This window comes from Burkholderia sp. BKH01 (assembly GCF_025685725.1).
Taxonomy (GTDB): domain Bacteria; phylum Pseudomonadota; class Gammaproteobacteria; order Burkholderiales; family Burkholderiaceae; genus Burkholderia; species Burkholderia pyrrocinia_C.
This window is the reverse complement of record NZ_JAOTQT010000003.1, coordinates 95,638-112,879: the sequence shown is the minus strand read 5'-3', so window position 1 is coordinate 112,879 and position 17,242 is coordinate 95,638. Positions and strand designations below refer to the sequence as shown.

Genomic DNA, 17,242 nt, shown 5'->3' with positions numbered 1-17,242 from the left:
AAGGATTGAAGCAAGTCGGCCGTCGGTCGGATCCTGGCGCGAGCACGGTTGACCACCTGCAGCGGCACGCCTAAAGTGGCATTCCTTTTTACGCCGCTCACGCAAAAAGGATTCCCATGATCGACTTCTCCACGCTCGCGTTGTTCTCCGGCGCGTGTCTGGCGCTGACGGCCACGCCGGGCCCCGACATGCTGCTGATCGCATCCCGCAGCGTGAGCCAGGGCCGGCGCGCGGGCTTCGCGACGCTCGCCGGCATTCAGGCCGGCACCTACTGTCATGCGCTCACCGCCACGCTCGGGCTGTCGCAACTCTTTCTCGCGGTACCGATCGCATACGACCTCGTGCGTTTCGCCGGCGCTGCCTATCTGCTCTATCTGGCGTGGAAGACGTTTCGCTCGGACGCGACCGCACTATCGCCCGTCGCGTCGCAGCGCCGGCACTCGACCGTCGCGATCTTCCGTCAGGGCCTGACGACGAACCTGCTGAATCCGAAGATGGCGCTGTTCGTGCTCGCGTTGTTCCCGCAGTTCGTGCGGCCCGGACACGGCTCGATCGCCGTGCAGATTCTCGTGCTCGCGACGGTGCTCAACCTGATCGGGCTCGTCGTGAACGGCGCGGTGATTCTGTCCGCGAGCCGGCTGAGCCAACGGATCGGCGCGCGCCGCCGTCCGTCGAAGCTGCCGCAATACCTGCTCGGCACGGTGTTCGTGGGGCTCGCGGCGCGACTCGCGGTGGCGGGACGGAACTGATCTCGCCGCCTCCCGAAGCACATGAGCAGGCCTGATATCCATTCGGACAACTAGTCGAATTCAGGCAACAGGCAAACACGAACATCACACCAGGCCGATGGGCGACGGGTTGTATGAAATGCGCTTGAAGGGCCTGGAAGGTATCGCCCGTGTGTTTTACTGTGCGGCCGTCGACCGGCGGATCGTCATGCTTCACTGCTTCGTGAAGAAGACGCAGAAAACGCCGCGGAAAGAGCTGGAAGCCGCGCGCCGCCGATTGAAGGAGATTCGATATGGCAACCTATAAGGCACTGCGCGAGCGCGCATTGTCCGATCCGAAGGTACGCGCCGAATACGACCGGCTGAACCGCGAGGAATTCGCGCTGCTCGACGCAATGCTGGCCGCCCGGCGAGCCGCCGGTCTTTCGCAGGCCGATGTGGCAGAGCGCATGGGCACGAAGGCGCCTGCCGTCACGCGGCTCGAACGCGCGCTCGCGACAGGCCAGCACTCTCCATCGATCGACACGCTGCGCAAGTATGCGGCTGCTTGCGGAAAGAAACTCGTGATCTCTTTCGCCTGAGTCGCACCAGGGCCCGGGCATGATTGAACCGGCCGTCGGTTCCTCGAGCGAGCGACTGACGGCCCGCCTGCCGCGCGTTCCATCTAATCCCCGCCCGCGCACGCGTCGTCGGCACGATCGCGCGTATCCGCCACCACATGCAGTTCCCGACTGCCCATCAAGCTCGCCGGCGTCACCGTGCGGCGCTGCCACGGAATCCGGCCGAAGTACCAGATCTTCCAGAAACCAAGTGGATGATCGGGGTTCCGGTGCAGCAGCATGTCGAAGGTTTCGACGTCGCCGAGCGCGATCCGCGTCGCGTCACGCACCACTTCTCGAACGAAACGCGAACAGAACTGCCGGCGCGACGCGAGATTGAAGCCCGTGTCGTAGACCACGCCGACCCGGCGCATCGCCGCGTCGACGAGCCGGCTTCGCTGCTCGGCATCGAGCGGCTGCTTCAGCCGTGCGATCACGCATGCGCCACGATCGGAGCGCGCGAGAAACCGCGACATCGTCGTAACGCGCGACAGCGGAAACGTACTCTCCGCGACCAGCGGCTCGCCGCCGCGCTCGCCAACGACGATCCCGACGTGATTCGTCCACGAGCGCGTTGCGCTCGCCACTTCGAGAAACGGCCGCACCGTCACGCGGATGAACACGATGTCGCCGATCTCCGGCTCGACCGGCAACGGCATGTCATGCGGCTCGGCGGAATCGACGGTAAGGAGACGCCGCCGGCCGACGCCGAGCAAGCGGCTCGTCAGCGGCCGGCAACCGGTAGTGACTGACATAGGGGCCTCGCGCAAGTGAACACGCGAAAGAGCATGTCAGCAGCTACCGCACACCGCATCCGCTTCTTGCACGAGGGTGCGAATCCGTGCCGCCGGGTGGCGGATTTCGATACCGGCGAGAAGCGCGACGCGCGATACCGGGCGATCAGCGCGTCGCGCCCAGCGCCACGCGCAGCCGTTCCATCAACTGCGTGTAATGCCGCAGCACGTCGTCCTTGGACACGACATTCGAGGTCGCGAAACGATCGGACCACGCCGGCTTCCATTCATACGAGCCGTGCACGCTGCGGTCACCGTCGGGCGCCTGGATCAGCGAACGAATCCGCGCGTCGCGGCCCGGGCCCGTGTGCATGTCGAACAGTGCGTGAATGTACGTGTGATACGCGTCGTACACGTCGTCGTCGAACAGGTAGCGGTAGATGTGGAACGTGCGGTCGAGCTCGCGCTTCGCGCGGATCACGTCGTCCGGCGAGATGTCTTTCCAATAGCCGATCCACGTGTAGAAGCACAGCAGCGCATTGAGCTGCGGCGCGACCGCGTCGTACAGCGCGAGGCGCTTCTCGATCAGCCGCTGGTTGGTCCACTGCACGAGTTCGAGCCGCTTCAGCCGACGCGCGACGAGCCAGCCGAGGCATGCGACCGACAGCGGCGTCAGCACGCCGAGCACGAGCTTGACGATTTCCAGCGAATTCCACGGATTGTTGAATGGCTGCATGAATGGCCCGACAAGAAGAAACGCATCCGCGCCGGCGCATGACCCGGCGCGCAGCGCCGCCTGCCCGATCGCGTCGACATTGACCGTTAGTTGCTTGCGCATCGAACGTCGCACGGCAGTGCGAGCAATACGTTCGAACCGGCGTGACTCGCCAGATTACCGGGCGATTGTCACCGAGCCGTGACCGTTCGTCGAGTCATCGCCTCGCATCCGCTCGGCACTAGGTCGGCAGCGCCGACGTGAGCTTGACCTTCTGCATCGGAATGTCGGTCTTCACGCTCAGCACGCCGGGAATGCGCGTGAGGGTTTCCATCTGGAAGCGACGGTAGTCGTCGATGTCGGCCGCGACGACGCGCAGCAGGAAATCGCAATCGCCGGCCATCAGATGGCATTCGACGACTTCCGGCATCTGCTGGACGGCATCGGCGAAGCGGTTCACGGATTCCGCGTCCTGCCCCTTCAGCCACACGCGAGTGAAGATCGTCAGCCCCTTGCCGACCTTCGCGGGATTCAGCACGGCCACGTATTTCTCGATCACGCCCGCTTCCTCGAGAAGCCGCACGCGCCGCAGGCACGGCGACGGCGACAGCCCGACCTCGTGCGCGAGTTCCACGTTCTGCATGCGGCCGTCGCGCTGGAGCGCGCTCAGGATCCGCCGGTCGATGGCATCCAGTTTCATTTGGCATCCGATTCCAAAAATTTCTCGAATCACGCGTTCAATGCCAAATTCTCTGAAATTTATGGCCACAACGCAACCCGATTCGAGTCAAAAAAGCAGACAATTCCTCCCCCGAAGGAGGAGTAATGAGCAGTAGTGTTTCAACGTCGTCCGGGCTTCGCGACAAGCCCGCCTATGTCGCCGAGATGGGTCGCGGATTGCGCGCGGCGCTGCCCGTCATGCTGGGTTTCGTGCCGTTCGCGCTCGTGCTGGGCGCGCAGGCCGCGCAGAAAGGGCTGAGCCTGTTCGAAGTGCCGATGATGACGGGCCTGAACTTCGGCGGCGGGTCCGAATTCGCGGCGATCCACCTGTGGACCTCGCCGCCGCACATCGCGCTGATCGTCGCGATGTCGTTCCTCGTGAATTCGCGCCATATCCTGATGGGCGCGGCGTTCGAGCCGTATATCCGGCGCCTGCCGCGCCGCCGCGCGTTCGTCGCGTTGTTCTTCATGTGCGACGAGAGCTGGGCGATGTCGCTCGCCGACGCGCGCTCGCGCTCGGCCACGCACATCAGCGTCCCCTATTACGCAGGCATCTGCGCGGGGCTCTACCTCACGTGGATCTCGATGACCACGCTCGGCGCGGCGGTCGGCCCGACGATCGGCAACGTCGAGCAGTACGGCTTCGACATGGCGTTCACGGCGGTATTCCTGGTGCTGCTGCGCGGGATGTGGAAAGGGATGCGCGCGAGCCGCCCGTGGTTCGTGAGCCTCGTCGTCGCGGCGGCCACGCACCTGGCCGTGCCCGGTGCGTGGTACGTCGCGGCCGGTGCGTGCGCGGGGCTGATCGCCGCACTGCTGTGGGAGCCGCGCGATGCCTGAGCTTCCGGATTTCAGCACCGTCGCGACGATCGTGCTGATGGCCTCGACGACCTACCTGTCGCGCATCCTCGGCTACGTGCTGCTGCGCAACCGCACGCTCAGCCCGCGGATGGCATCGGTAATGGAGAACGTGCCCGGCTGCGTGCTGATCTCGGTGATCGCGCCGGCCTTCGTGTCGACGCGCCCGGCCGACCTGCTCGCGCTCGCGATCACGCTGCTCGCGGCAACGCGCCTGTCGATCCTGCCGACCGTCATCGTCGGCGTCGTGTCGGCGGGGCTGCTGCGGCACCTGATCGGATAGGGCCTGTTCCCGCTGATAGCGGGAACAGGCTCCAGGTTCCGACTCGCCGCGTACGCGGCACCTCCACCGACGAACGGGCGCGAGATGCGCCCGTTTTCACTTCCGCGCCGACCTGCACCGACGGCGCAATACGACGATTCTCGCGCCGGGATGCTAGCCTTGTGGCTTGCGCCACGCCGCCCTTCCCCCTCATCGCCCATCTCCGCGAGGATCGTCCCGATGCAAGAAACCCGCCCGCTTTTCGACCGCGTCCTGCTGACCAACGACGACGGATTCGACGCCCCCGGACTTGAAGTACTCGAACAGGTCGCCATGCAACTGGCGCGCGAAGTGTGGATCGTCGCGCCGGCGGAAGACCAGAGCGGCACGTCGCATTCGCTGAGCCTGCACGAACCGCTGCGCGTGCATCGCAAGGGCGAACGCCGCTTCGCGGTGCGCGGCACGCCCGGCGATTGCGTCGCGATCGCGGTCAGCCACCTGATGAAGGACGCGCGGCCCGACGTCGTGCTGTCCGGCGTGAACCGCGGTGCGAATCTCGGCACCGAAACGGTGTTTTCCGGCACGGTCGGCGCCGCGATGACGAGCATGCTGGTCGGCGTGCCGGCCATCGCGCTGAGCCAGGCGTTCACCGATCGCAACGCGGTGCCGTGGAACACGGCGCTCGCGCATGCGCCGAACGTCATTCGCAGGCTCGCCGCCGCCGGCTGGGACAGCGACGCGTGCCTCAACGTGAATTTTCCCGCCTGCCCCGCGCAGGACGTGCGCGGGCTGAAGGTGACGAACCAGGGCGCCGGCACGCTGCAGGGCGTCGAGATCGTATCGGGCCGCGATCCGCGCGAGATCGACTATCACTGGCTGAAGCTCGCACGCGCGCCGCGCGACGACGATGCGGATTCGGAAACGGTCGCGCTCGGCGAAAGGTATATCGCCGTCACGCCGCTGAAGTTCGAGCGCACGCACGACGGCGCGCTCGCGCGGCTGCGGTCGAATCTCGGTTGAGCGGGTTGAGCGGGTTGAGCGGGTTGAACGGGTTGGCCGGATTGACCGAGTTGGCCGAGTTGGCCGAGTTGGCCGGGTTGAACGGGTTGGCCGGGTTGGCCGGGTTGGCCGGGTTGGCCGGGTTGGCCGGGTTGGCCGGGTTGGTCGGGCGGCAGCTTCGGCGCCTGCGCGCGGCGGCCCGATTGCCCGGTCGCGTCGGCGCGCAATATCGCGCGTAACCGCCCGCACTGCATCAAGTCAGGTTCAATCCCCCGTCGAGCATCACGATCTCGCCCGTCACGTAATCGGACGCGACGAGCATCGCGACCGTCTGCGCGATGTCGTCCGGCGTCGCCGCGCGGCGCATCGGCGCGCGTTCGCGCCAGAGCTGCTGCGCTTCGGTCCAGTCGGCGGTCAGCGGCGTATCGACCAGCCCCGGCGCGACCGCATTGACGCGAATCGCCGGCGCGAGCGTGCGCGCCAGCAGCCGCGTCGTGTGATTGAGCGCGGCCTTCGCCGCCGCATACGGAATCGACGCGCCTTTCGGCCGCACGCCCGCATGCGAGCTGACGTTCACGACGCATCCGGCCCGCCCGCGCGACGCCGCCTCGAGCAGCGCGGGCTGCGCTTCGGCGACGAGCCGGAACGGCGCGATCACGTTGATCTCGTGTATCTCGCGCCACACGTCGGGCGTCGCCGCCGCGAGGTCCTCATGCGGAATCACGTGGCTGATCCCCGCATTGTTGACGAGCACGTCGAGCCGCCCGTGCACGGCGAGCGCGTCGCGGATCAGCCGCACGCGCTCGGCATCGTCGGCGAGATCGGCCTGCACGTAGGCCGCGCCGAGTTCGCGCGCCATCGCGCGCCCGGTGTCGGCCGAACTGCGGGAATGCAGGATCACCGCATAGCCGTCCGCCGTCAGGCGGCGCGCGATGGCCGCGCCGATCCCCGACGTCGAGCCGGTGACGAGCGCGACAGGCCGATGCAGGCGCGACGTGCGCGGTTCGGCGGCGGCTTCGGTTTCAGGTTCCGTTTCGGAAATCGGGGCATGCATCGGCGGGAGCGGCGCGTCCATATCGGGGAACCCTGTCAGTGGCGTTCCTGCATCATAAGCGCGACGACGCACCCGGACGCGAACGTGACGCCGGCCACCGCCAGAATTGCATCGGCAAAGCCGAAACGGTCGGCCATGAGGCCGGCCGACAGCGCGCCGATCGCATAGCCGAGATCGCGCCAGAACCGGTACACGCTCAGCGAACGCGCGCGCCAGCCGGGCTCGGACGCATCGGACACGGCCGCGATCAGGCTCGGATAGACCATCGCCGTGCCGAGGCCGAGCAGCACACTCGCGACGAGCCACCAGCGGAACTGTCCGGTCAGCGCGGTCAGCACGAGCCCGGCCGCCTGCACCCACATCCCGGCGACGATCAGCCCCTTGCGCCCCCAGCGATCGCTCAACGGCCCGGTGACGATCTGACAGCCTCCCCACACGATCGGATAGACGGCCTTCAGGATACCGATCCGCTCGATGCCGAGCCCGAGCGTCGTGAAGAACAACGGGAAGATGCCCCAGCTCATCCCGTCGTTGAGGTTGTTGATCATGCCGGCCTGCGACGCCGCGAAGAGGTTGCGATCCCGGAACGACGTCAGCATGAATACTTCGCGGAAGGACAGCGCGGACGCGCCGGCCGGCCTGCCGCTTTCCAGCCGCACATGCTCGCGCGTGTCGCGCACGACGAGGATCGACAGCAGCAGGCCTGCGATCGCGTAGAACACGCCGAGATAGATCGGCGTCGGCCGCAGCCCGTAGCGGCTCGCGAGGTAGCCTGTCAGGAACGCGGTCACGCCCACCGCGAAATAGCCGGCGAATTCGTTGAGGCCGACCGCGAGGCCGCGGCTCTTCGGCCCGACGAGATCGACCTTCATGATCACCGTCATCGACCACGCGAACCCCTGGCTCAGCCCGAGCAGCACGTTCGCGGCGATCACCCATCCCCAGTTCGGCGCCGCGATGATCATGAACGGCACGGGCAGGCCCAGCAGCCAGCCGACGACGAGCACGCGCTTGCGCCCCCACGTGTCGGCCAGTTGGCCCGACACGAGATTCGCGAACGCCTTGACCAGCCCGAAGCTGACGATGAACGACGTGATGAGCGCGGTCGATTCGAGATGGAACTGTTCGGAACCGATCAGCGGCACGACGGTGCGCTCGATGCCGACCATCCCGCCGACGAACGCGTTGACCAGCACGAGCAGCGCGAACTGCCGCCAGTTCGCGCGCAGGCCGAGCGTCACCGCGCGTTCGCCGCGCGCCACTGCCGGGTTCGCCATCGCGCTAGCCTCCCGCCGCATCGTGCCCCGCGTTGGCCGCGCGCAGTTGCGCGGCGGCCGGCGGCACGGGCGGCACGTCGGTCAGCATGAAGCGGACGAATGCGTCTTCGCGGTCGATGCGCAGCGCCGCGTTGTAGCGCTTCTCGAAGCCGATCGTCGACGCCGGCTTCCCGCTGAGTCCGCGTCCGCACACGGAACCCGAGAACGCGCCGGGCAGCACTTCGACATGATCGGGCAGCGCGGCGAGCCGCCGGACGCTGCGGAACAGGTCGCGCGCGCCCGCTTCGGCGCTGACGGCCAGCTCGGTGCGGCCGACGTCCCCGATCATCAGCGTGTGGCCGGTCAGCACGAACCACGGTTCGTCGGAGCGCGTGCGGTCCGTCACCAGCAGGCTGACGTGCTCGGGTGTGTGGCCCGGCGTGTGCAGCACGTCGACGACGACGTTGCCGAGCGCGATCCGGTCGCCATCCTCTACGCCGGAAAACGGCAGCGCGACCTCGGCCCGCGCGGACAGCACATACGACGCCCCGGCCGCGTCGGCCAGCGCACGGCCGGTCGACAGATGGTCCGCATGGACATGCGTATCGATCACGTACGCGATCTTCATGCCGGCTGCCTCGGCCGCGCGCAGGTAGTCGGCCGGATCGTCGACCGGGTCGACGACCGCGCCGGTCGCCTTGCCGCCGCAGCCGAACAGGTATGAAATGCCCCCCGTATCGGGATGCAGGAATTGTCTGAGGATCATCGGATTGCTCCCGTCCCGCGAATGCGGTAACATTCAATCAATTTGATGAATGATTGATCAAGGAGAGGCCACGTGTCAAGCACGGGACCCAAGCAAGCGATCTATGCGAGCCTCGCGGAGGTCGCGCAGGCGATCGGCCACCCGAACCGGCTCGAGTTGCTCGAACACCTCGCGCAGCGCGAGCGGTCGGTCGAGGAACTGACGGCGCTGTCGGGGATGACGTTCGCGAACACGTCGCGGCACCTGCAGATCCTGCGGCGCGCGCGCCTCGTCGATACCGAGCGGCGCGGCAAGCACATCGTGTACCGCCTCGCCGGCGACAGCGAGGTCGTCGTGCTGATGAAGGCACTCGGCCGCGTCGGCGAGCGCAATGTCGCCGAGGTCAACCAGGTGCTGGGCGATTATTTCCATGCGCGCGATGCGCTGGAGCCGGTGTCGCGCGACGAGTTGACCGCGCGGTTGGCCGACGGGCTCGTCACGCTGCTGGACGTGCGTCCGCACGACGAATTCGCGCTCGGGCACCTGCCCGGCGCGGTGAACATTCCGCTGGGCAACCTCGAAGCGCGCCTCGGCGAGCTGCCGGCCGACACGGAGATCGTCGCGTATTGCCGCGGCCCTTACTGCGTGCTCGCGTTCGAGGCCGTGGCCGCATTGCGCGCGCGCGGTTTCAAGGCCGCGCGGCTGGAAGACGGGTTTCCGGAGTGGAAAGCGGCCGGCCTCGCGGTCGAGACCGACGCTGCGGAGTAAGGGGATGTTCGGCCGCATCGAAGCGGGCCGCTTGCGGCGGCTTGCCGCTACTTGCCGGCCAACGCCAGCGACGACGGCGCGAGCGCGCTATTGGGACCCTGCCCGTTCCACTGGTTGACCCATACATCGTTCGGCGTCGAACCCATCACGAAATCGAGCGCGCTGTGCGTCTCGACCGCTTGGCCCAGCGATCGCCGGGCGCGATGACCTGCAGCCTGCATCAGGGCATCGCGAATCGGCTCAGCGCTGCTTCGGCAGATCGACAAAATCCTCGAGCTCGCCGGCCACGTACAGCCGCTTGCCGATCCTCGGGTATTCGCACACGTCGTGCTCGAGACGCTGCCCGGCGACGATCAGTTCGAGCGGCACGTCACCCGTGTTCTGCAGCGTGTGCGCTTCGCCGCCGCGCGCAAAGCCGAGGAAATCGCCGGGCCCGACGTCGTACGGGCGTTCGCCGATCGTGACCGTGCCCGTGCCGGACAGCACGTACACGCATTCTTCCTCGTACAGGTGACGGTGGTATTCGGCCGATTCGTGACCGGGCATCAGCGTGAGCAGGTGGAAGCCGAACTGCGTCAGGCCGGCCAGGTCGCTGAGCGGTCTTTTGAGACGAACGGCATTGGGATTCAGCGAATGCACGGCGCGCGTCGGTTCCATCTTCGCGATATCGGCGGCCTTCAGCAATTCCCGGGGAGGGGTGATCGACATGGGGGGCTCTCGTTAGCGTGACTGCATCGGTTGGACGCGCCACCCGGGGCCGGCGAACGGACAGCCGGCGAACGGGCGACGCGGCGCATGGGCGCGCCCCGGCATTGTCCGACATTTCCGGCCGCGTGGAGACACGGCATCGCATCGCGACGTCGGTTCGCCTCCGCTCCGGCCTCCGCCACCATTCAGCGCACGGGCGTGCCGCGCAGTCCGGTCAGCAGCGCCACGAGCCGATCGATATGCGCGTCTTCCGTGCGCCACGACGACACGCTGATCCGGAACGCCGGACGCCCCTGCCACACGGTCGCGCCGAACCACACGTCGCCCGAATCCTGCGCGGCCTCGCGGATCGCGACAGTCTCGTCGTCGGTGCCGGCGCGCACCAGCACCTGGTTCAGCACGACGCGGTTCAGCACGTCGTAGCCGGCCGCACGCAGGCCGTCCGCGACACGCGACGCCTGCGCACAATGCCGCTCGACCATCGTCGCCAGCCCGGCGCGGCCGAGCGAGCGCAGCGCGGCCCACACGGGAATGCCGCGCGCGCGCCGAGAGAACTCGAGGTTCAGGTTCTTCTGCGCGTCCTTCGCGCCGCTCAGGTAGACGGCGTCGCTGTTCATCGCGGTCGCGAGCGCGTCCGCATCGCGGCAGATCACCATCGCGCCGTCGTACGGCGTGTTGAGCCACTTGTGGCCGTCGGTCGTCCAGCTATCCGCGCCGTCGATGCCATCCGTCAGCGCGCGTTTCGACGACGCGCGCGCCCACAGGCCGAACGCACCGTCCACGTGCACCCATGCGCCGGCCGCCTTCGCGGGCGGAATCAGCGCCGCGAACGGATCGAATTCGCCGGTGTTCACTTCGCCGGCCTGCACGCAGAGGATCGTCATGTCGTCGAGCGGCGGCAACTGCGCGGGGTCGATGCGGCCGTGCGCATCGACCGGCGCGACGACGATGCGCTTCATCCCGAAGCCGAGCACGCGCAGCGCCTTCTTCACCGTGATGTGCGCGAGTTCGGAGATCACGACCTTCACCTCGGGCGCGCCGATCAGGCCGTCCTCGTCGACGTCCCAGCCCTTGTGCGCAAGCAGCGCGCGCCGCGCGGCCACCAGCGCGACCAGCGTGCAGGCCGTCGCGCTCGTGCCGAAACCGACCGCGCTGCCTTCGGGCAGCGCAAGCGCGTCGACGACCCAGCGCGCGGCCTGGCGCTCGAGCGTCGCGGCCACCGGCGAATTCGCGTATGACGACGCGCACTGGTCCCACGCGAGCATCAGCCGCTCGGCCGCCGCCGCGGCCGGCAGCGCGGCGCCGATCACGAAGCCGAAGTAGTTCGGACCGTTCGACGCGACGGTCGCCGGCGAGCCCCGCTCGTCGAGCAGGCGCAGCACATCGCCGGCCGGGCGGCCCTTATCGGGCAGCGGCTCGTCGAATGCGGCGAGGCCGGCCAGCGCGGCCGCGTCGGGAAACGCGCGCCGTTCGTTCGTCGTTGCGAGATACGCGTGCGCGCGGCGGTCGGCGTCGGCCAGCAATGCGAGTTCGTCCATGTCGGTTGCCTCGGAGGGGATCGGTGGAGATCGGTCGAATCAGAGTTGCGAGAGATCGCGGCCGAGCTGCTGCAGCGCGCCATCGATCCGCTTGTAGTACGTGAACTTGCCGACGCGCGTCGCACGCACCAGCCCGGCATCCGCGAGGATGCGCATGTGGCGCGTGGTCGTGGCCGGTGCGATGCCGAGCTTCTCGGTGATGTACGTGCAGCACACGCCGAGTTCGTCGAAATCGCCGTGCGGCTGCGGCGGGAAATGCTTGCGCGGCTGCTTGAGCCAGCGCATCACGGCCAAGCGGCTTTCGTTGGCCAGTGCGCTGATGCGGGTGACGTCGTCCATGGGGTTGGAAGCCTTCGATTAACGTTTCGCATATTAGCTAAATGACGAAACGTGGGCAATCTGCTCAAGATTCGATTTCAGGCTGTCATGTCACGTTCGGGATCGCGACATCGGCATTCGATGCGATCGCGGCAACACAGCTAGCTGCCACAACGTCCGGCAGGCAGCGTGAGCAACGCGCCGTTACACCGCCGCCAATGCCTGTGCCAGCCGCTCGATCAGCGCGCGCACGCGCCGCGGCTGCACGGCGCTGCCCGGGTAGACGATCTGCAAATCGACGTCGCCCGGCGAGAAGTCATGCAGGACCTCGACGAGCGAGCCGGACGCCAGATCCCGTTCGACGTCGACCAGCGACTTCAGCGCGACGCCGTGCCCCGCGACACACCACGCACGGACGAGCGCGCCATCATTGGCTACGCGCCGGCCACGCACCATCACGCGCGTCAGTTCGCCATCGATGCGGAACGGCCATTCGGCATACAGGTCCGGCCCGAAACGCATCACGATGCAGTCGTGCACGGCGAGATCGTCCGGATGCCGTGGCGTGCCGTGCGCGGCGAGATACGCGGGCGACGCGCACACTACGCGCCGTGCACGGCCGAGCGAACGGCTGTGCAGCGAACTGTCCGCCAGCGTGCCGCGGCGGATCGCGAAATCGAGCCCCTGCCCGACGAGATCGACATAACCGTCGCCGAGATGCAGGTCGACCGTGACACCCGGGTGCTCGGCCAGGAACGCGTCGACGACGGGCACGACACGCTCGCGCCCGAGATCGGCCGGCGCGCTCAGGCGCACGGGCCCCGACAGCGTCTGCGTCCCCACCCGCACGCGGCTTTCGAGTTCGTCGGCCTCGGCCAGCAGGCGCCGCGCGCCGACGACGAGCGTGCGGCCCTCGTCGGTCAGGCTGATCGCGCGCGTCGTGCGCGTGAGCAGCGCCGCGCCGTAGTGGCGCTCGAGCGCCGCCAGCCGCTCGGACACCGTGGCCGGCGACAGGCCGACCTCCCGACCGGCCGCGGCCAGCCCGCCCTTTTCCACGATGCGCAGGAACAGCGCGAGGTTATCGAGCAGCATTATTCGCTTCCTCCGAAGGATATTTTCGAAGTCTGCCCAATTATCTGAAATACCCGCAAGCGATACAGTGTGAGTCCGCCGACGAGCGCCCGTCCGGCACGCGCCGGGCATCGACCATTCAAAGGAAATGCACATGGAATTCCGTACGCTCGGCCGCTCCGGCCTCAAGGTCCCCGTCCTGAGCTTCGGTGCCGGCACGTTCGGCGGCACCGGCCCGTTGTTCGGCGCATGGGGCAACACGGGCGTCGACGAAGCGCGCCGCCTGGTCGACATCTGCCTGGAAGCCGGCGTCAACCTGTTCGACACCGCCGACGTGTATTCGGACGGCGAATCCGAACGCGTGCTCGGCGCGGCGATCAACGGACGTCGCGACCGCGTGCTGATCTCGACGAAGACGGGCCTGCCGACCGGCGACGGCCCGAACGATGCGGGCACGTCGCGCGCCCGGCTCGTGCGCGCCGTCGACGACGCGCTGCGCCGCCTCGACACCGACTACATCGACCTGCTGCAACTGCATGCGTTCGATGCGGGCACGCCGGTCGAGGAAGTGATGTCGACGCTGGACGATCTCGTGCGCGCGGGCAAGCTGCGCTATATCGGCGTATCGAATTTCGCCGGCTGGCAGATCATGAAGTCGCTCGCGGCAGCCGATCGCTACGGCTGGTCGCGCTACGTGGCGAACCAGGTCTACTACTCGCTCGTCGGCCGCGACTACGAGTGGGACCTGATGCCGCTCGGCGCGGACCAGGGCCTCGGCGCGCTCGTGTGGAGCCCGCTCGGCTGGGGCCGGCTCACCGGCAAGATCCGTCGCAACGCGCCGCTGCCAGAAGGCAGCCGCCTGCATGAAACGGCCAGCTACGGGCCGCCGGTCGACGACGCACGCCTGTACGACGTGGTCGATGCGCTCGACGCGATCGCAGAGGAAACCGGCAAGACCGTGCCGCAGATCGCGCTGAACTGGCTGCTGCAGCGGCCGACCGTGTCGTCGGTGATCATCGGCGCGCGCAACGAGGAACAACTGCGCCAGAACCTCGGCGCGGTCGGCTGGTCGCTGACCGATGCGCAGGTCGCGAAACTCGACGCGGCGAGCGCGGTGGAAGCGCCGTATCCGTACTTCCCGTATCGCCGGCAACAGGCGTTCGCGCGGCTCAATCCGCCGATGCGCGGGTAAGCGGCGACGGCCGACCCGGCGCGACGGCAGTTGGCAGGTCGGCACGACACCACACGCCGTGGCACCAGAAACCGCGACCGTCATGGGTCTACCCGGCGCGCCGCGAACTTCCTATCGTGTAGGTCTGCGTCGTTGTCGGCCGAGCCGGCAACACATCCACTCCTCATCGAAAGGGTTCGCAAACATGAACGCTGCTGACGCCGACCTGACCGTACGCGCGGTCCGGGAAGACGACTATGACCACTGGCTGCCGCTGTGGGACGGCTATAACCGCTTCTACGGCCGCTTCGACGACACTGCGCTGCCGCTGGAGATTACGCAGCTCACATGGTCGCGCTTCTTCGACGGCTACGAACCCGTGCATGCCTTCGTCGCGGAACGTGACGGCAGGCTCGTCGGGCTCGTGCATTTCCTGTATCACCGCAGCACGACGCACGCCGGGCCGAGCTGCTATCTGCAGGATCTGTTCACGCTGGACGGCGAGCGCGGCAAGGGCGTCGGCCGCGCGCTGATCGAGGCCGTATACGACGCCGCGCGCCGGCATCGTGCCGAACGCGTGTACTGGCAGACGCACGAAACGAATCACACGGCGATGCGGCTCTACGACACCGTCGCGGGAAAAACGGGGGGCGTGGTTTATAGAAAGGTGTTGCCGCGCTGAGCGCGGCGGGGCGGGTGGTCAACTGAGTGGCCGCGGCCAGCCCGCGGCCGATGTAGGCCGCGAGCCCCGTGCGGTATTTCCAGAAGGCATCGTGGCCGGGCCTGCCGGCCCAGTCGTTCCATTGGCCGGCCATCTGTGTCCAGTGGACGGCGGTGGGTTTCGTGTCGGTCATGAGCGCTCCGGATCGGGGTTCGTCATCCGTGGCTCGGGTTACGCATGGTAGGCCGAAGCGGAGGAAGGCATGGGCAGGTTGCGCCCCATCCGGCGGTTTCCGTTTCCTGCGGCGACGTTCTACAGTTACAGAAAACAACCTGCGCCGCCGTGCGTCGTCCCGTTCGACGATACGCTCCCGATTCCGAGGAAAGCCCATGCCGAGTATCGTCGCCGCTCCCGCCAATCTCCCCCCGAGCCCCGTCGCGGCGGAAACGCGCATGGTTCACGACGTCGCCACGCTGAAGCCGTCCGACTACCGTTCGGCGGACGGTTCGTCGTGGGTCATCTCGATCGTCACGCCGGCCGCGGACAGCGGCGCGAACGTGACCGGCTCGACCTATTTCGACACCGCGAAAGGCCGGACCGTCCCGGTGCCCGACGCACGCCGCCGTTATGCGAATCGCGGCACGTGGCAGGTCGTCGCGAGTTCGAGCCCGTCGGTGCCCGCGACCGGCCACTACGACTGGCTGACGCTCGCGTGGCTGCCGATCAACCGGCGGCCGCTGCCGCAAACGCCCGAGCACCTGTATTCGCCGTTCATTCGCGGCGGCACGATCGTTTATCGATGGAATCCGGCGGCCGAAGGCGGCGAGCAGTTCGGCGCGGTCAGGATGATTTTTCCGGAGTGGACGCAGCACGTGGTGGATGTGCTCGGGTCCGCGTCCGGGAACAGCACCCGGTCGACCGGGCCGGCCGATGCGTCGGCGCTCGATCGCATACAGCGCGACAGGAATCCGATGGCCGCCGTGCTCGACTTCGGCGACGCGCTGCGTGAAGAGCCGGTGGAACGGATCGTCGCGCGGCTGCCCGCCTTGCTGCAGGTGAACGACCTGCATGAACTGTCGGCAATCGTGTTCCTGTGCCTGTCAGGGTCGCGCGCCGAAGACCGGCCGCGCTTCGTCGAAGCGATCGACGCGGCGATCGCGGGTACCGACGACAGCGCACGCCTGCTCGCGATCGCGTATGGCGCGTTCGCGGCGGGACGGTCGAGACCTTATCCGTTCAACGATGCCGCGCAGGCTGCACGCATCAACGACGTATTCACGGCACTGAAACAACGCACATCGGCGCTCGGCGTACCGATCGCGGAAGGGTCGCCGTGGTACGAATTCTTCACGGCCTACAGGCTCGGCGGTGCGGCATCCGGCAACGGCCAGTGACCGTACGCAAATGATCGGCGGCGCGGCAGCGGATGCCTGTTTACCACGCCTGCATCACCGCTTCTCCTCGTTCGGGTTCGGGTAGAACGAAACGGGATCGCCGCACGGCGTGCTCATATCCTCGATCCGCGGAAAAGTCCGTGGCGAATAAATGCCGGGGTGTTTTCTATCAATTCGACCATTTGAATCAGATCGCCCCGTGATAGATTTCCCCCGGCCACAGAGCCATCTCAAATAACCTCAATCCATAGACCAAATCATGAAATCTGTTATCCGTCATGCCGCTCTGGCACTGGTGACGATCGGCTTCCTGTCGGGCTGCGCAAGCAGCGTGACACGCGACGCAGGCAATCAGGCGGGGGCCACCGCGACTGCGTCGACGTCCAAATTCGGCACCAAGCCGGTTATCGTGAAAGTTACGCTGGACGCGGCTGCCCAGGAAGCGTTGAAAGACAATCTGAAGTTCAGCCCCAAGAAACTGCAGGAGCAAATCGAAAACGCGCTGGACGCACGCAAGCTTCTGGCAAAGGCCGATTCAACCGATGCGATGCAACTGAACGTTGAAGTGACCGGCATTCGGGTGCGCTCGAGTTTCTCCGCGGTCATGTTCGGCTTCATGGCGGGCAGCGATTATGTCGACGGCACCGTGACGCTCGTCGGCACCGACAATCGTCAGCTCGACCGCTTCAAGGTGTCGGCATCGTACGCACTCGGCGGCATCGCCGGTATGGACGGGACACGTATGGACTGGCTGTACGAGAAATTCACCGAGAAGACGCTGTCGACGCTCGACCCGTCGGCCGACGCGCAACAAGCGGACGCGAATCACGCGAAGAAGCTGTAATGTCCGACGCCCGATGGACCGCGGATTCACGGCCGTCGGGCGGCAGCCGCCGCGCTCACCCAACGGCTAGGCTGCGGGTCGCGACCGCAACGATCCTCA

The 17,242-nt window shown here is 67.2% G+C and carries 22 protein-coding genes and 1 pseudogene; 11 read left to right on the top strand and 12 right to left on the bottom strand.

The window, feature by feature from the left end; all coding sequences use genetic code 11:
• Nucleotides 1–116: 116 nt before the first annotated feature.
• Genes OEJ37_RS06160 through OEJ37_RS06150 form a run of 3 tightly spaced genes read left to right on the top strand, consistent with a single transcriptional unit; the run spans nt 117 to nt 1,309 of the window.
• Nucleotides 117–749 carry a LysE family translocator gene (locus tag OEJ37_RS06160; protein WP_175917327.1) on the top strand — a complete coding sequence of 211 codons (633 nt, stop codon included), beginning with the start codon at nt 117–119 and terminating at the stop codon, nt 747–749.
• 31 nt (nt 750–780) lie between these two features.
• Nucleotides 781–1,035, top strand: a complete 255-nt coding sequence (locus tag OEJ37_RS06155) for a type II toxin-antitoxin system RelE/ParE family toxin (RefSeq protein ID WP_411859245.1) — start codon at nt 781–783, stop codon at nt 1,033–1,035.
• Nucleotides 1,022–1,309 (top strand): helix-turn-helix domain-containing protein, encoded by a 288-nt coding sequence (locus OEJ37_RS06150; protein ID WP_138849857.1) that lies wholly within the window; start codon nt 1,022–1,024, stop codon nt 1,307–1,309. Before OEJ37_RS06155 ends, OEJ37_RS06150 begins: the two co-directional genes overlap by 14 nt.
• 83 nt (nt 1,310–1,392) lie before the next feature.
• On the opposite strand, the gene OEJ37_RS06145 is transcribed toward OEJ37_RS06150, so the two are convergent.
• From OEJ37_RS06145 to OEJ37_RS06135, 3 genes are all read right to left on the bottom strand, one after another.
• On the bottom strand, nt 1,393–2,082 hold the full coding sequence (locus OEJ37_RS06145; protein WP_175917326.1) for a YebB family permuted papain-like enzyme: 690 nt from the start codon (nt 2,080–2,082) through the stop codon (nt 1,393–1,395).
• A 145-nt stretch (nt 2,083–2,227) separates the two neighbouring features.
• A complete protein-coding gene (locus OEJ37_RS06140) occupies nt 2,228–2,797 on the bottom strand; it encodes a hypothetical protein (protein WP_174416963.1) in 570 nt (189 codons plus the stop codon).
• Nucleotides 2,798–3,017: 220 nt separating this feature from the next.
• Nucleotides 3,018–3,476: an Lrp/AsnC family transcriptional regulator gene (locus tag OEJ37_RS06135; RefSeq protein ID WP_006749370.1), complete on the bottom strand. Its 459-nt coding sequence runs from the start codon at nt 3,474–3,476 to the stop codon at nt 3,018–3,020.
• A gap of 125 nt (nt 3,477–3,601) precedes the next feature.
• Between OEJ37_RS06135 and OEJ37_RS06130 the strand changes: the two genes are divergently transcribed.
• The 3 genes from OEJ37_RS06130 (at nt 3,602) to surE (ending at nt 5,636) form a co-directional block, all read left to right on the top strand.
• Nucleotides 3,602–4,336: an AzlC family ABC transporter permease gene (locus OEJ37_RS06130; RefSeq protein WP_175917325.1), complete on the top strand. Its 735-nt coding sequence runs from the start codon at nt 3,602–3,604 to the stop codon at nt 4,334–4,336.
• On the top strand, nt 4,329–4,637 hold the full coding sequence (locus OEJ37_RS06125) for an AzlD family protein (protein WP_034181866.1): 309 nt from the start codon (nt 4,329–4,331) through the stop codon (nt 4,635–4,637). The genes OEJ37_RS06130 and OEJ37_RS06125 overlap by 8 nt, the downstream gene beginning before the upstream one ends.
• A 219-nt stretch (nt 4,638–4,856) precedes the next feature.
• Nucleotides 4,857–5,636: a 5'/3'-nucleotidase SurE gene (gene surE / locus OEJ37_RS06120; RefSeq protein WP_263343537.1), complete on the top strand. Its 780-nt coding sequence runs from the start codon at nt 4,857–4,859 to the stop codon at nt 5,634–5,636.
• A gap of 232 nt (nt 5,637–5,868) precedes the next feature.
• On the opposite strand, the gene OEJ37_RS06115 is transcribed toward surE, so the two are convergent.
• The 3 genes from OEJ37_RS06115 to OEJ37_RS06105 are packed head-to-tail and all read right to left on the bottom strand — an operon-like array spanning nt 5,869 to nt 8,691.
• A complete protein-coding gene (locus OEJ37_RS06115) occupies nt 5,869–6,690 on the bottom strand; it encodes an SDR family NAD(P)-dependent oxidoreductase (RefSeq protein WP_175917322.1) in 822 nt (273 codons plus the stop codon).
• A 14-nt stretch (nt 6,691–6,704) separates the two neighbouring features.
• Nucleotides 6,705–7,946 (bottom strand): MFS transporter, encoded by a 1,242-nt coding sequence (locus OEJ37_RS06110; RefSeq protein ID WP_174416767.1) that lies wholly within the window; start codon nt 7,944–7,946, stop codon nt 6,705–6,707.
• 4 nt (nt 7,947–7,950) lie between these two features.
• Nucleotides 7,951–8,691: an MBL fold metallo-hydrolase gene (locus OEJ37_RS06105; protein WP_175917321.1), complete on the bottom strand. Its 741-nt coding sequence runs from the start codon at nt 8,689–8,691 to the stop codon at nt 7,951–7,953.
• A 72-nt stretch (nt 8,692–8,763) separates the two neighbouring features.
• On the opposite strand from OEJ37_RS06105, the gene OEJ37_RS06100 reads away from it, so the two are divergent.
• A complete protein-coding gene (locus OEJ37_RS06100; RefSeq protein ID WP_174416769.1) occupies nt 8,764–9,438 on the top strand; it encodes an ArsR/SmtB family transcription factor in 675 nt (224 codons plus the stop codon).
• A 47-nt stretch (nt 9,439–9,485) separates the two neighbouring features.
• Here the strand turns inward: OEJ37_RS06100 and OEJ37_RS06095 are convergent, their stop codons facing one another.
• The 5 genes from OEJ37_RS06095 to OEJ37_RS06075 all read right to left on the bottom strand — a co-directional run bounded on the left by OEJ37_RS06095 (nt 9,486) and on the right by OEJ37_RS06075 (nt 13,094).
• Nucleotides 9,486–9,659 (bottom strand): hypothetical protein, encoded by a 174-nt coding sequence (locus tag OEJ37_RS06095; protein ID WP_263343536.1) that lies wholly within the window; start codon nt 9,657–9,659, stop codon nt 9,486–9,488.
• Between the two features lie 19 nt (nt 9,660–9,678).
• Nucleotides 9,679–10,146, bottom strand: coding sequence for a cupin domain-containing protein (locus OEJ37_RS06090; RefSeq protein WP_175917320.1), 468 nt, complete (start codon nt 10,144–10,146; stop codon nt 9,679–9,681).
• 185 nt (nt 10,147–10,331) lie between these two features.
• Nucleotides 10,332–11,684 carry a pyridoxal phosphate-dependent decarboxylase family protein gene (locus tag OEJ37_RS06085; protein WP_263343535.1) on the bottom strand — a complete coding sequence of 451 codons (1,353 nt, stop codon included), beginning with the start codon at nt 11,682–11,684 and terminating at the stop codon, nt 10,332–10,334.
• Nucleotides 11,685–11,723: 39 nt separating this feature from the next.
• Nucleotides 11,724–12,023 carry an ArsR/SmtB family transcription factor gene (locus tag OEJ37_RS06080; protein WP_069273897.1) on the bottom strand — a complete coding sequence of 100 codons (300 nt, stop codon included), beginning with the start codon at nt 12,021–12,023 and terminating at the stop codon, nt 11,724–11,726.
• 183 nt (nt 12,024–12,206) lie between these two features.
• On the bottom strand, nt 12,207–13,094 hold the full coding sequence (locus tag OEJ37_RS06075) for a LysR family transcriptional regulator (protein ID WP_263343534.1): 888 nt from the start codon (nt 13,092–13,094) through the stop codon (nt 12,207–12,209).
• 133 nt (nt 13,095–13,227) lie between these two features.
• Between OEJ37_RS06075 and OEJ37_RS06070 the strand changes: the two genes are divergently transcribed.
• Both OEJ37_RS06070 and OEJ37_RS06065 read left to right on the top strand, forming a co-directional pair.
• Nucleotides 13,228–14,265 (top strand): aldo/keto reductase, encoded by a 1,038-nt coding sequence (locus OEJ37_RS06070; RefSeq protein ID WP_263343533.1) that lies wholly within the window; start codon nt 13,228–13,230, stop codon nt 14,263–14,265.
• 184 nt (nt 14,266–14,449) lie between these two features.
• Nucleotides 14,450–14,926 carry a GNAT family N-acetyltransferase gene (locus tag OEJ37_RS06065; RefSeq protein WP_263343532.1) on the top strand — a complete coding sequence of 159 codons (477 nt, stop codon included), beginning with the start codon at nt 14,450–14,452 and terminating at the stop codon, nt 14,924–14,926.
• Between the two features lie 19 nt (nt 14,927–14,945).
• Here the strand turns inward: OEJ37_RS06065 and OEJ37_RS06060 are convergent.
• Nucleotides 14,946–15,098: pseudogene (locus OEJ37_RS06060) on the bottom strand (class I SAM-dependent methyltransferase); the annotation flags it as partial.
• Between the two features lie 196 nt (nt 15,099–15,294).
• Between OEJ37_RS06060 and OEJ37_RS06055 the strand changes: the two are divergent.
• Both OEJ37_RS06055 and OEJ37_RS06050 read left to right on the top strand, forming a co-directional pair.
• Complete coding sequence (locus OEJ37_RS06055; protein WP_175943128.1) at nt 15,295–16,299, top strand: hypothetical protein; 1,005 nt, start codon at nt 15,295–15,297, stop codon at nt 16,297–16,299.
• 259 nt (nt 16,300–16,558) lie between these two features.
• A complete protein-coding gene (locus OEJ37_RS06050; RefSeq protein WP_263343530.1) occupies nt 16,559–17,143 on the top strand; it encodes a DUF4410 domain-containing protein in 585 nt (194 codons plus the stop codon).
• Nucleotides 17,144–17,242: the final 99 nt, after the last annotated feature.